A 14094-nucleotide genomic window follows, 5' to 3' on the forward strand; every position below is an offset into this window, starting at 1 on the left:
AAATGACACAAGTTGTAAGAACAAAGATTGATCCATTTACACTCGAAATTTTAAAGGATTCATTGATTGCAATTGGTGATGAAATGTTTATTGCTCTAGCAAAAACGTCAATGAGCCCAATTATATATGAGGTTCTGGACTATGCCAGCGGTCTTACCGATTCAAAAGGGCAGTTATTGACTCAAGGGAACGGTGTTACAGGTTTTATCGGAATGCTCTCAGACATGGTTAAACAAACACTCAAAAAATTTGGAGATGGAAAATTGAATCCAGGTGATATTGTTATTATTAACGATTCTTACGGTGGCGGTGGTTCACACCTTTCTGACGTAGGGCTGGTAATGCCGATATTTTATGATGGCGAAATTGTTGCATTCTCTGCAAATAAAGCGCACTGGACAGAAGTTGGCGGAAAAGATCCGGGGTCTTTTAGTAATGATGCAACAGATATCTTCCAAGAAGGTTTGCAATTCCCAACCGTAAAGCTCTTTAATGGAGGGCAAATCAACCAAGCAATAGTAGATATTATTGAAGCGAATGTCCGTTTTCCAGAGTTGTCGTTAGGAGATATGTGGGCACAGGTTGCGGCGCTTAAAACAGGCGAAAAACGGGTCATTGAATTATGTGAAAAACACGGAAAAGATATGGTGCTTTCATCTGTTGATTATTTATTGGACCATGGAGAACAGCTTGCTCGTCAAGAGCTTAGTAAACTGCCAAATGGAACCTATGAAGCAGAAAATTACATTGATGATGATGGATTTGGAAATGGTCCTTTCAAAGTAAAAGTAAAGGTTACCATTACTGATGATAAATTTATCGCTGATTTCCGCGGAAGTCATCCGCAAGTAAAAGGGCCCATTAACTGCTCTTACACAGCCCTTGTTTCAGCTGTCCGGGCGATTTTCCTAGCTATTACAAATCCGTCACAAGATGCAAATGATGGAGTATTTCGTCCATTAGAAGTCATCACCGATAAGGGCTCTGTACTTTCAGCTGAACGTCCAGCTCCAGTCTCTATCTATTGGGAAAGTATGCAGGCTGGTGCGGATTTAATTTGGAAAGCACTTGCCCCAGTTGTTCCACATCGATTAACAGCTGGTCATCTATTATCAGTTTGTGCTGTAGTCTTGTCAGGATTACATCCAGATACGAAGGAACCGTTCCTAATTGTTGAACCATCTGTTGGCGGATGGGGTGCTGCTGAAGGTCAGGATGGGGCAAGAGCTCAATTCTGTATCGGCGATGGTGAAACTTATAATGTTCCCGTTGAGGTAGCAGAAACAAGGTATGGAGTTATGGTCGATGAGTACAGTTTGCATACTGATGGAGCAGGAGCCGGTGAATATCTTGGTGGAGCAGGTGTCGTTCGTTCTTACAAAGCATTAACAGATAATCAAACGGCATCGATAACATTTGGCCGCCACAAGTTTGTCCCATGGGGTATTAATGATGGGAAAGACGGTTCAGCCAATAAATTTTATGTGGAAAAAGCAAATGGTGAGGTGGCTGGTCCATATGGTATTTATCCACGATATCCATTAAATACGGGAGATGTCGTTAAACTAGTCACTGCTACTGGCGGCGGTTACGGAGACCCACTCAAACGTGCTGCAGAACAAGTTACCAAAGACGTGAAAAACGGGTATATCAGCCTAGAACAGGCGAAAGATGAATTCGGAGTCGTTGTAAATCCTCAAACCTACGAAATTGAAGGTTTTACAAATGGAAGATTACGATAATAGGAGGAATAAACAATGATTATAATCAACCAAAAACAAATCCCGGCAGATGATCGTCCTCTTGTCACCTTGAAAACGGTATTCCAAGAAGATTGTATAGAAGGTGGAAAGACACAATTTGGAACTGTGTCCATTCCTCCAAAAGCACGCGTTCCACTTCATGGGAATGGTTCTCACGATCAAGATGAATACTCCATTATCGTTAAAGGCTCAATCATTTCATGGGCAGATGGAAAAGAATATACTTTGGCAGCTGGAGACGCAACATTGATTCCTGCTGGGGAAGAGCACTGGGCTTATAATGACGGAGAGGAAGACTGCGAAATCATTTGGGCATTGGTAAAGAGGTAATTTTGGTTTCACTGCTGCATCGTTGCAAGACGATGCGGTACAAATAAAAAAATAGTAGGGGTGTGTGTATGACTGAGCTTTCGCTAAATAAGAAAAAACCGTTTATGACTGCAAGGCAGGTTGCAATCGCAGCTGTATTTGGGGGAATTGCCTTTGCTTTCGAAGCGCTTGGAATTAAACTTCCATTTCTTCCTGGATTCTCAATGAACTTTGGTGGTTTATGGTTAACATTAGCAACATTAATTGCCGGTCCTTTAGCAGGTATCGTTGTTGCCTTAATGATTTCAATCGGGGGCGAAGTGGGCTTAATCGGTTTTCCGGGCTACTTAGTTCACGTAATCGTATTAGCACTTCTTTATAAAAGTATTTTTAAAATTCAAAAAAAACCCATTCAAATTGTTGCATTTTGGGCATGGAACTCGGTTGCATTATTCTTCCAATATTGGTACTGGATTTTCCTTTATGGATTCGTTTTCAAGGTTATGAGCATTCCTGCTCTTATTGTTTATAATTTCGCTGGACCCCCTTATATCGGTTTTGATTTGATTTACTGCTTAGTCCCAAGTATCTTGCTTTTATCAGCACCGCAATTCCTTGCGCCAGACTGGAAATGGTTCCCGAGTCGAAAGGATGATCGAAAAATCGGTCAATCTATATAAAGGACAATAAAAAGGGAGACATTTGTCTCCTTTTTTTATAAAAAGGTTAGGAGGAAACTTCGATGATTGAGTTTCAGAATGTATCATTTACGTATAAAGGAGCCGAAAAACCTGCACTTAAAGAAATAAATCTCAAAATTAATAAAGGTGAAATTGTTCTAATCACAGGCCCATCATCAGCTGGTAAAACAACCCTTTGCCAGGCCATGAACGGGCTAATTCCTGAGTTGTTTAAAGGTGAGATGGATGGTCAGGTCATCATTGCAGACCAATATTCCACAAAGGATTATGACATTACGCAATTATCCAAGATTGTCGGACTTATGTTTCAAGATCCCGACTCACAACTGCTTTGTCCAACCGTCCTTGAGGAGCTTGCATTTGGACCGGAAAACTATTCGGTGCCTGTTGAAGAGATCCAGAAGCGGATTGATAGCTTACTAGAAGCCTGCCGTCTGCAAAACGTTCTTGAAAAAAATCCGCATGCGCTTTCCGGAGGACAGCAGCAAGCTGTCGCACTTGCATCCGTGTTAACGATGCAGCCACCTGTGTTAGTGCTAGACGAACCAACCTCAAACATTGATCCACTTGGAAGCGAAACTTTTCTGCGCCTGATTAAAGATATCGCAAAATCACTTCAACTTACGGTTATTATAGTTGAGCATAAAATCGAGGAACTTGCTTCGTTTGTTGATCGGCTTGTGGTAATGGATGAAGGAAAAATCATTTTGGACGGTGCACCAAGGGAAGTGTTAAAGAAGGTAGAATTAATGGGTGAAATTGGCCTGAATGTTCCGGATGTAACTCTTCTAGCAGCAAAGATGAAAAATCAAGGGTGTCCGATTGAGGTAATGCCATTAAACGTAGAGGAGGCAATTGAAATCCTTGAGCCATTTGCCATAACAGTAAGAGAACAAGTGAAGAAGCTTCAAGTAAAAGAGCAGACCAATCCTATTATTAAGGCAAAGGGCTTAGAGCATCGTTATCCAGATGGAACACTTGCACTCCGAGGAATTGATTTAACGGTTCATGAAGGTGAAATGGTAGCCATTTTAGGTCAGAACGGTTCAGGCAAGACGACCTTTTCCAAGCATTTAAATGGAATTTTGAAAGCAACGGGAGGAAGTTTGGAGGTATTTGGAAAGGAAGCAAGTTCTTATAAGTTCCATGAGTTATCGAGACTAGTGGGTTATGTCTTCCAAGACCCTGATGCCCAAATTTTCAAATCAAAGGTTCGAGACGAAATTGCGTATGGACCGAAAAACATGGGATATAAAGAGGAAGAGATTGCTCAATTGATTGAGGATGTGTCAGATAAACTAGAGATTCGTCACCTTTTAGATACAAACCCGTTTTTTATTTCCAAAGGGGATAAGCAACGGATTGCTGTCGCCTCAGTCATGGCCATGCGGCCAAAAGTTTTAATCCTTGACGAACCAACCACAGGTCAGGATTTTAAAAGAAGTAAGGAAATTATGGATTTGACCATGAAATTGCATCAGGAAGGTATTACAATCTTAGCGATTACACACAGCATGAACTTGGCAGTTGAATATGCAAAACGAGTGATTGTATTTAGGCAAGGAGAAGTATTGCTTAACGGCACGCCGAAAGAAGTATTTCAGCAACACCACGTATTGCAAAGTGCAATGCTTAAACCACCGCAAATTACCCAATTTGCGCAAAGGATGGACCATAAGGGTATTCCAGGTTCAATTTTGACAGTGGATGAGATGCTGCCATATTTCATGATGACTAAAATGGCGATAAATCAATAAAAAGGAAGTGAACGGTGTGGATTTTAATGCAGTTGGGAAAAAGGACAGCTTTGTGATGAAGCTTGATCCTCGGATTAAGCTAATGTGGTTTATTAGTATTTCATTGGTGGTGGTAATGTGGGATGATCCGCTTATGCTGCTAGGAGTATTTTTGTATGAACTTCTTTTTGCGGGAATGGCTGGAATACCAGTTAAAAGGGTGTTTAAGTCTGTGGCTCCAATTGTCCCAATTTTAATTATCCTGTTTATTGCAAACTTCTTTTTATACACACCCCCTGTTAAAGTACCGACGTTGTTAGGTCATATGCTTCCCTCCTATTTGACTGGTGGGGAAGATAAGATTCCGATTTATCTTGAAACACTTGTCTATTCCTTTGGAGCCGCATTCCGATTTGTTTGTATTTTAGCTTCGGCGATGATTTTACTGATGGTGACAACTCCGACGGAACTAGCGACTGGACTTGTGAAGCTTGGGGCTCCTTCCGAAGTAGGACTCGCTGTTTCCATCGCAATTGGTTATGTCCCTGTTTTATTTAAGCAAATTTCAGGAATTCTTGAAGCACAGCAGTCGAGGGGATGGAACTCAGGTGGAAGGAATCCAGTGAAAAAAATGATCAATTACATGCCGATTATGATTCCGACCTTTTTCCGGTCTATGAACTCGTCTACCCATTTGGCTGCAGCGATGACTTCAAGAGGATTCGGTTATGATATTAAAGGAAGGACGTATTTGAATGAAATCAAGTTCAGACAAAATGATAAGATCATCTTTTTTGTTTTGCTTTTCTTAATTGTTGGAGGTATTCTTCTTGGAATATTCGACTTAGCCCGGTATACAGAAAATTCACTTGTAATTGTTAAGAAGATTTTCCATATTCAATAGTTGTAATAGCTAGAAGAATGTTCTTATTCTATGTAATTAATAGTGAACTATTTTTAGATTAAAGGTTATACGGAAATAAAAGAGCTGTTGTTAAACATTTTAACAACAGTTTTTTTATTAATTGGATGTGACTTGCAAAAAAAAAACGATATAGTTTTCAAAACTTTAACTCAAACGTACGATTAGTTATAAATCTAAAAAGTAAAAGGAAATAGTACCCTAAATAACGACAAAAAGGTCGCTGGAGAATCAGTGACCTTATAAAATTTTAATTGAAATTTATGGTCGAACTTTACAACAAATGGACTTACGTTTCTCTAAAGATATTTTTTAAATTTATTCTTAAATCACCGAAATTACTGGATGGTGCCAGACACTTTTTTGTTATTAATTTACTATGTTTAATACTTTCAATTTAACCCAACAAAATAAAGCGCTTTCACAGATTCAAGAAATTATTCCTCTTCGAAAAAGCTCGCCAATTGCATGTGAGCGATTTTGGACGCCAAGCTTTTTTATTGCAGTTTTTACATATTGTTTAACTGTTAATTCACTTATCTCCATCGAAACTCCCATTTCCTTTGTGCTTTCGCCCCATGCTATTCTTTTCATGACCTCTAATTCCCTTTTGCTTAGTACTTGTGAATCCTCCACACTCTCGGATTTCTTTAGGAACTTTCCAATTAGTTTACCATAAAGAGTAAGTGTTGAAAGAACATTATCGTTAATGACTGCTGTATCTTGAAACTCCGTAGAACAAATATATCCAATCACAACAGATCGAAAACAAATAGGGACTACAACCATAGAGTTAACGTTGGAAGAGGTAATATACTTACTACTTGTTTGTTTTAAAAACTCTAAACCTGAACAATACTTCGCTTTCTTTTCCCGAATTGATGAAAATATAATTGGTAAAGTTCGGATATCATCCCAGATATCTCCAATATGTACTATTCCACCAGTGGTTAATAAAATGATCCCTTCACCAAGATTACCTAATGGAGAAAAACGGAATAAATAAGAATTCTTGACGGGATAGAAATCCAAATATACTTCAAGAATTATAAACAATCTTTCTTCATGGGACGTTACATCCTCTAGCTTTTGAATTCGATGCTGTAAGGTATACTGAGATGTCATATTATCATCACCTTTATAGGGATATACCACGTATAAAATTTGGAATATTCAAATTATAAAGGAGATTATATACTTTAGATAGACTTTTTGAGAAATCTTTTCTCTCAAAGTATAAAAAATTTTCTATTAAAGAAAGGAAGATGTTTTTTGGCCAATTTAGATCCGCAAGCAAAAGCATATTTAGAAATGTTTAGCCAAATGCCATTAATGCAGTCATTAGACGCTCAGACAGTAAGAGAAATGTTTGCCCTTGCTCCTCCTGTAGAGGTAGAACTGGCTTCGCTTGCGAAGGTGGAGGAAAGAATGATTCCTGTCGCCGATGATGCTGAAATTAAAGTCAGAATTTACACACCAGAAGGTCAAGGACCATTTCCTCTCTTTGTCTATTACCATGGCGGCGGCTGGGTAATAGGAGATCTTGAAACAGCTGATGCAAGTTGCCGTATGATCGCAAATCGAACAGGAAGAGTAGTAGTTTCTGTGGATTATAGGCTTTCACCTGAATATAAGTTTCCGATCCCTGTAGAAGACTCCTATGCAGCATTGCAATGGGTTAGCGAAAATGCTCCATCAATAAATGGGAACGCTTCCAATTTAGTGGTTGGCGGTGACAGTGAAGGCGGTAATCTTTCTGCAGTTGTTTCATTAATCTCCAAGGAAAAAAATGGACCAGATATTTCAGGGCAGGTGCTCATTTATCCAGTTACTGCACTTGGTTACGACACTAAGTCATATCAAGAGTTTCAACAGGGATTTGGCCTTGATAGAGACTTAATGATTTGGTTTGGTAATTACTATATTAATAATGAAGAGGACACAAAAAATAAATATGTAGCCACATTATTGGCTGAGGATTTAAGCAATCTTCCGCCAGCCTTCATTCTCACCGCGGAAAATGACGTCCTTAGGGATGAAGGATTGGCCTATGCGGAACGACTTAAGCAAGCAGGAGTTAAGGTTGAAACGATTATCGAAACAGGTTTAGTGCATGGATATTTTACAAATATGGCGGTATTTCCAGAGAGAATTAAAGGGTCAATTAATAGATTCGCTAAGTTTTTAAGCGAAATTGATCAAAAGGTGAGTAGTGTTAATTCCTAAATTTAGGTGTGGGAGGCGGAATAATGACTACTAAACAATCGAATCAAGCTGTCAACTACGACGCTGTTGTCGTGGGTGCAGGATTTTCGGGTTTGTATATGCTTCATCGCTTACGCGAGGCTGGTTTTTCCACACGTGTTTTCGAGGCAGGTGAAGGTGTCGGTGGTACATGGTATTGGAATCGTTATCCTGGTGCCCGCTGCGACTCGGAAAGCATCTATTATAACTACACTTTTTCTGAGGATCTATAATGAATGGACCTGGTCTTCTAGATACCCCGAACAGCCAGAGATTTTGCAGTACCTTAACTTTGTTGCGGATAAGTTCAAATTACGGACTGATATTCAGTTTAAAACCCGGATTAATGCTTCTCATTACGATGAGGAGAATAATAAATGGAGGATCCAATTGGATGATGGCACGATTGTGTCGGCCAAGTACTTTATTACAGGAGTAGATTGCCTTTCTGCAGCCAATCTTCCAAATTTCAAGGGTTTAGAAAGCTTTAAAGGAGAGTGGTACCACACTGGACATTGGCCGCATGAAGAGGTTGATTTTAAGGGGAAACGGGTCGGAATTATCGGGACAGGGTCAAGCGGTGTTCAAGCAATTCCGGTCCTTGCTACAGAGGCAGGGAACCTTACTGTTTTTCAGAGGACACCACAGTATAGCGCCCCAGCAAGAAACCATCCTTATGACCCGGAATACATCCGGCAATCAAAAGAAAACTTTAGCGAAATTAAGAAGCAAATGCGTGAATCACAAGGGGGGCAGCCAGTAGTACCGCCTACTAAGTCTGCACTTGAAGTTGCTCCGGAAGAACGCAATCAGGTCTATGAGTATGCGTGGGAGAATGGGGGATTAGGCATTTTCAGTGCCTATTATGATATCACAATTAATGAAGCGGCTAATGAAACGGCTGCTGAATTTATCCGCTCTAAGATACGTGAGATTGTGAATAATCCCGAGACAGCGGAAAAGCTGTTGCCATCCTATTATTACGGCACCAAACGGCCAATCATAGACACCAACTATTACGAAAGCTAGACATATCTTTTGGTTCCCTTCTCTTTCCGTCATACAATAATTATAATGAAAATTCTAATATATTAGGAGGAAAGTTTAACCATAGCATAAAAGTCATGAAGGATAAAACGGACATTAAAATTGGCAACTCCACGGGGGTTGGTTCACTGCCGTATTTTACTTTTAGTAAAGTGCATCATTAGATTTCAACTAAAAATACTATGAAACCAATAAAAATACTTTTAGCTAAGGTAAATCCCTTTAAGAGCACTATAACGATATACTCCAATTTGGGGTGGCAGCCGCGCATATGCTACTGCAATAAATAGGCGATGAAATACACATTTATGGGACAATGCGGTCAGTCCGTGCGGCCGAGCCTAGGTCGTAACATATAGCGGGTGGGAATCCCGTCGAGAAAGAACTAGCTATTCACTCGTAGCGAGTCTTGGAGGGCAGCGGGTAACCGCTGTCTTTAAGCGTAGACAGTTAGGTAGTGGGCTGAAAGCCGTAAGGTTGAAGGGATTGAGCTCCGAAAACCCAAACTCAGAAGAGCTGATGCGTTGGTCTGGGCAGAAAGCAACATTTCTATCATCGCAAAATGGCAAGAGGATAGGAACCAACCTTCTCGAATTCGTTGACCTTGGCACGTTACACATTGATATGTTACGGCAACTCGGTAGAACTTGCAGGTCTTTTCGAATAAAAGCGAAGAGTATGGCGAACAAGCGATACAAAGTGAGGAAACCAAATGGATTGCATGTAGTCGGGTAACAGCGTAGTACCAATGAAGTTGGGTAATGCCGATGGAGGAAAGGCTGTTACTTATAATCGTTCTTACTAGGAGGATGAAATAAAAGAGAAATATCTGACGGAATCATGGTGAGATTTTTAATAGTGTTGAAATATATCCTGAATACTCTTCGGAAATAATCAAAATAAATGTTTTTTATTGGAATAATGACATTATTGATTTTTTGGTTGGATACTATGTAAATCAAACTAAATATGTTTTTCATTACAATGATCAAATTGCTAGTGAAATTGGTTTTAACCTAACGATACCCCCTTTACATAATCGTAATCTTCAAAACCCTCCTGTTATTACAGAAGGGTTTTGAAGATTAATGACCTGACAATAATAAAGGAACTAAATCTGTATAACCTTGAGCATAAAAAAGGGATCACCTGCTGTGAATTTTTGAATTTGTAGATTATTTTTTAATTCTTCATATTTCGTTTCAATCCGCCAGCGTTTAAAATATAGTGTCTAAAAATCTTATATTTCAAGTCCTACATCTTTCATATTGGTGATGAGCAGCTCTTCTTCACCTGAGTCCAGAGTAAATCGTATGACAAATATACGCACTATTTTCTCTTGTTTTTAAGTTCAAACATTTGATTGGGTATTTTTGTGCAATTATAGTTTTAATAGGTCAAAGTATTAACATTGATCAGCTTGAAAATTGGTATTATCAGTTGATTAAATAAGGTAATTAAATTGGTACGAAAGGTTGTGCTGATTTAGTATTTTAAATATAATAATTAGTCAGTATTTATTATCCTAAACTTTGATTGGAAAAAGAAAATAGTGGTTTTTCCTTATTATAGTTGATGATTTATGCGAAAACATTGTGAAAATTATAAATAAAAATATTGACACCGTGTATAAGCGGCTTTAAAATTGGTATTATAGATTTATAGTTATGCAATGCTTTGCAATTTAAATTGGTAATACAGCTGTGTGTCTGTGAGAGAAAGTAGGGGTGTTTATGGTAAGTGTTCCAATTCAAAGTAATCGTCTGGCATTTAAAGTAGCACAGCAATTAATCGCATCTATTAAAGATGGTGAATATAAACCTGGAGAGAGGTTGCCATCTGAAAGAGAATTAGCTGAAAAAATGGGAGTGAGTAGGGGTCCGTTAAGAGAGGCCTTAAGCTCACTGCAGGTTGCCAATATAATTATCACTAAAAATGGCGCGGGGACTTTTGTAAATGAAATTGTTCCTTCAAAAAGAAATGCATTTAAGGCTCTAGCAAGCGCTCTTAGTGATCAAAGTCCAATTGACATCCTAGAGGTGAGGGAACCTATCGAAGTAAAAGCTGCTTTTTTAGCTGCAGAGAATCGAACTGAAAAGGATATTCAAGATATGACCATCGCCTTTGAAAAACTAAAGAAATTAATCCTTTCAGGAAGAGATCCAAAAGATGCAGATATGGAATTTCATTTAGCAATTGCTAAAGCGACTAATAATACCGTCCTGGAGAAAACAATGGAGTTAATTTTCTCCCTAATGGATAAAGACTTTTGGGAAATAGTAATGGAAAATTTATCAGTTAGAGTTTACCAAGATGAAAAAGAAATAGCAGATTATATCATGATTCATGAGGAAATATTGAAAGCTATCATCGATAAAAACAAAGAGAGGGCTCAATTATTAATGAAACTTCATATTAATCAACAAATAGAATCTTTATAAATTTTTTTGGGATAATAATTCAGAATATTTAGAAAGGAGTAAATATAGTGAAGATAATAAAAATTGAAGCTTTAAATTTAAAATATGACCTAGATGCACCTTATGGAATGGCAAGAGGCTTAATTACATCACGTGGATCCACGCTTGTAGTTGTTAAAACAGACGAAGGATTGATCGGTATTGGTGAAACTTGGGGGGGAGGGTCTCCCTCTGTTGAACATATTAAACAAGTTTCAACTTTCTATCAAGACCAGGATCCCTTTGATCGCGATATTCTCCTAAAAAAAGCTATGAACTCGATGTATCATCTCGGGTATGGAGGATTACATATAGCCGCATTAGGTGGAATTGATATGGCTTTGTGGGATTTAATGGGAAAAGCGTGTAACCAGCCTGTAGCAAAATTATTAGGTGGGAAGTCAAGAGATAAAATTATGGTTTATGCTTCTACCGGTTACATAACGGAAACTTCTTCACCTCGGGAACTGTCGAAGCAAATAGAACATGCAATGGAGCTAGGGTTTAAGGCAGTTAAAATTAAAATTGGTATTAATCCTGAATCGGACCGAGAGAGAGTCAAATTAACTAGACAAATAGCAGGGAAAGACGTGCTTATTTTAGTGGATTCAAATGGCAATTACAAGAGGGATAGTGCCCTAAAATCTGCACAAATGATTGAAGAATTTGATATTTATTGGTATGAGGAACCATTATCTCCTGAGGATATGGATGGCTATTGTTATTTGAAGGAGAGAACAACTATCCCACTAGCGGCAGGAGAGGCGCTATTTACGAGATTTGGTTTTAGAAACTATATTGAAAATGGCTTAATTGATGTGATACAACCTGATTTAAGTAAATGTGGCGGTTTTACTGAAGCATTGGCGATTACCAATCTTGCACAAACAAGGAATCTGAATATATCCGCCCATGTCTGGGGAACAGCTGTTGGTGTTGCAGCGGCAACACAATTTATGGCTTATCTTCCAAGTCACCCTCATACGTTACATGAGCCATCACCTATCCTATTTGAATATGACACAAGTCTGAATCCATTAAGGACAGATATTATTGAGGAAGGATTCGTTGTTAAGGATGGGTTTATTGAAGTCAATGAAGGATCTGGATTAGGAATTACCTTGAATAATGATTTGATTAAAAAATATGCAGCAGATGGAAGTAGTATATTAGCCTTTTAGTATGGGGCTTTTCCAAATAGTAAACTTTAATATATGTAAGAGGGGGAGTTTGGTAAATGAGTAGGATTAAAAATCTCACGTTTCTGAGTGTTTTGGTACTTGTAGTTATGATGTTTTCTGGATGTAGCAGTACTTCAAAAGTTGATACTGCAAAAGATGGCACTTCAAAAGCAACAGGTAATACAAAGGGTGGTGAATTAATCTTTGGTACAGTAACTGAAACTCCAAGTTTAGACCCCTTTTTAGAAGCAGCTGATGAGCGATCTAGACGCAGTGTTTTAATGTATGAAGGATTAACATGGGTGGATAATGAAATGAAAGTTCAGCCAAGATTGGCCACTGAATGGCAAATTAGTGAAGATGGCAAAACTTATACATTTAAATTGCGTGGTGATGTCTTTTTCCATAATGGACAAAAAATGACAGCAGACGATGTGAAATATAGTTACGATTTATTTCTAGATAAGTCCTTTGGTACAGGCGGAGCCGGTGATTTTACTGCAGTAGACAGTATCGAAGTCGTTGATCAAACTACAATCAAATTTAATTTAAAGTCTCCGTATGCAAGTTTACTAGCTGCATTGGGTGGACGTTATGGAGCGGTTGTTCCTAAAGGAACCTATGATAAGGGTAATTTGAAAAATGAGGTAGTTGGGACAGGTCCATACACTCTCGTCAAGTGGAATCAAAATAATAGTATGGTTCTCAAGAAGTTCGATAAGTATTGGAGTGATGAGAGAGGGTTCCTAGATAAAATAACTATCCAAATTGTTCCTGATGAAAATAGTCTGTTGGCAGGAATTCGTTCAGGTCAGATTGATGCTGCGCTATTAACTGATACAAAGTTTTACACAATGGTTAAAGATAATCCAAAATTAAATGTTGCAAGTAATCCAGCACTTAGATGGACGACATTGGATTTTTCAAATGACACGAAACCCTTTAATGATCCAAAGGTAAGAAGAGCTATTCTTATGGGCCTTGATAAGGAAGAAATCATGACTGCTGCAACTGACGGTGTCGGTTCAGTAATAGGAACAATGCCTCCAGCATTTAAAGACTGGGTTGTACCTACATCTGATTTAGAAAACCAAAAAAGAGATGTGGAAGGTGCTAAGAAATTATTAGAAGAGGCTGGTTATGGAACAGGTTTTAAAATGCCGCTTCGAATTATTAGTAGTTTTGCCTGGATGAGACCTGCTGCGGAGGTAATTGCATCAAATTTGAAAGACATTGGTGTAACAGTTGAAATTGAAACAGTGGATTTAGGTGTTTGGATTAAAGACTGGAGTAGTTACAAATCTCCGAATACATTCAATGAATGGGGCGGATTTACAGATCCTGACTTACTATATTATCGTCACTTTAGAGCGCAGCCTGAAGGTGGAGATTGGAGGCGTTGGAAAAATGAGGAAGGTTCTAAATTACTAGACCAAGCCAGAAAGGAAACAAATGAGGATACGAGAAAAGGAATTTATAATGAATTTCAACATCTAATGGCAGTTGAGGTTCCTAGTATTCCACTATTCTCACCTGATAGTATTTCTGTTTCACAAAAGAGTGTAACGGACTATGAACAACATCCATCGGGTTGGTGGTATGGTTTAACATACGCTAAGATTCAAAAATAACATTTAAATAATGTTTTAAAGATTACCGGGATGTAAGAATTTATCACAATGTAGATTCTTACATCTTTATCTATTAAACAATATGTCAATAGAGGAAGGCA

The 14094-nt window shown here is 38.5% G+C and carries 12 protein-coding genes; 11 read left to right on the plus strand and 1 reads right to left on the minus strand.

The genetic code is table 11. The features are described from left to right. The first annotated feature begins 2 nt into the window (after positions 1 to 2). From ACFVSW_RS00505 to ACFVSW_RS00525, 5 genes are all read left to right on the plus strand, one after another. On the plus strand, positions 3 to 1742 hold the full coding sequence (locus tag ACFVSW_RS00505; RefSeq protein ID WP_387311031.1) for a hydantoinase B/oxoprolinase family protein: 1740 nt from the start codon (positions 3 to 5) through the stop codon (positions 1740 to 1742). Between the two features lie 15 nt (positions 1743 to 1757). Further along, positions 1758 to 2093 carry a cupin domain-containing protein gene (locus ACFVSW_RS00510; protein ID WP_387311032.1) on the plus strand — a complete coding sequence of 112 codons (336 nt, stop codon included), beginning with the start codon at positions 1758 to 1760 and terminating at the stop codon, positions 2091 to 2093. A 68-nt stretch (positions 2094 to 2161) separates the two neighbouring features. Further along, positions 2162 to 2752 carry a hypothetical protein gene (locus ACFVSW_RS00515; RefSeq protein ID WP_387311034.1) on the plus strand — a complete coding sequence of 197 codons (591 nt, stop codon included), beginning with the start codon at positions 2162 to 2164 and terminating at the stop codon, positions 2750 to 2752. 62 nt (positions 2753 to 2814) lie between these two features. Then, positions 2815 to 4530 (plus strand): ABC transporter ATP-binding protein, encoded by a 1716-nt coding sequence (locus ACFVSW_RS00520; protein WP_387311036.1) that lies wholly within the window; start codon positions 2815 to 2817, stop codon positions 4528 to 4530. 16 nt (positions 4531 to 4546) lie between these two features. Continuing rightward, complete coding sequence (locus ACFVSW_RS00525) at positions 4547 to 5413, plus strand: energy-coupling factor transporter transmembrane component T family protein (RefSeq protein ID WP_387311038.1); 867 nt, start codon at positions 4547 to 4549, stop codon at positions 5411 to 5413. A gap of 447 nt (positions 5414 to 5860) precedes the next feature. On the opposite strand, the gene ACFVSW_RS00530 is transcribed toward ACFVSW_RS00525, so the two are convergent. Continuing rightward, positions 5861 to 6556, minus strand: a complete 696-nt coding sequence (locus tag ACFVSW_RS00530) for a response regulator transcription factor (RefSeq protein ID WP_387311040.1) — start codon at positions 6554 to 6556, stop codon at positions 5861 to 5863. Positions 6557 to 6703: 147 nt separating this feature from the next. On the opposite strand from ACFVSW_RS00530, the gene ACFVSW_RS00535 reads away from it, so the two are divergent. From ACFVSW_RS00535 to ACFVSW_RS00560, 6 genes are all read left to right on the plus strand, one after another. Further along, on the plus strand, positions 6704 to 7657 hold the full coding sequence (locus ACFVSW_RS00535; protein WP_387311042.1) for an alpha/beta hydrolase: 954 nt from the start codon (positions 6704 to 6706) through the stop codon (positions 7655 to 7657). Positions 7658 to 7680: 23 nt separating this feature from the next. Beyond that, positions 7681 to 7908, plus strand: a complete 228-nt coding sequence (locus ACFVSW_RS00540) for an NAD(P)-binding protein (RefSeq protein ID WP_387311044.1) — start codon at positions 7681 to 7683, stop codon at positions 7906 to 7908. Next, entirely contained in the window at positions 7850 to 8704 is an 855-nt protein-coding gene (locus ACFVSW_RS00545) for a flavin-containing monooxygenase (protein ID WP_387311643.1), read from the plus strand. Before ACFVSW_RS00540 ends, ACFVSW_RS00545 begins: the two co-directional genes overlap by 59 nt. Before the next feature lie 1751 nt (positions 8705 to 10455). Beyond that, positions 10456 to 11163: a FadR/GntR family transcriptional regulator gene (locus ACFVSW_RS00550; protein ID WP_387311046.1), complete on the plus strand. Its 708-nt coding sequence runs from the start codon at positions 10456 to 10458 to the stop codon at positions 11161 to 11163. A 47-nt stretch (positions 11164 to 11210) separates the two neighbouring features. Further along, positions 11211 to 12362 carry a mandelate racemase/muconate lactonizing enzyme family protein gene (locus ACFVSW_RS00555; RefSeq protein ID WP_387311048.1) on the plus strand — a complete coding sequence of 384 codons (1152 nt, stop codon included), beginning with the start codon at positions 11211 to 11213 and terminating at the stop codon, positions 12360 to 12362. A 56-nt stretch (positions 12363 to 12418) separates the two neighbouring features. Continuing rightward, positions 12419 to 13993 (plus strand): ABC transporter substrate-binding protein, encoded by a 1575-nt coding sequence (locus tag ACFVSW_RS00560; RefSeq protein WP_387311050.1) that lies wholly within the window; start codon positions 12419 to 12421, stop codon positions 13991 to 13993. Positions 13994 to 14094 lie beyond the last annotated feature (101 nt).

Origin of the sequence: Neobacillus sp. NPDC058068 (assembly GCF_042885335.1) — a bacterium.
GTDB lineage: Bacteria > Bacillota > Bacilli > Bacillales > Cytobacillaceae > Neobacillus.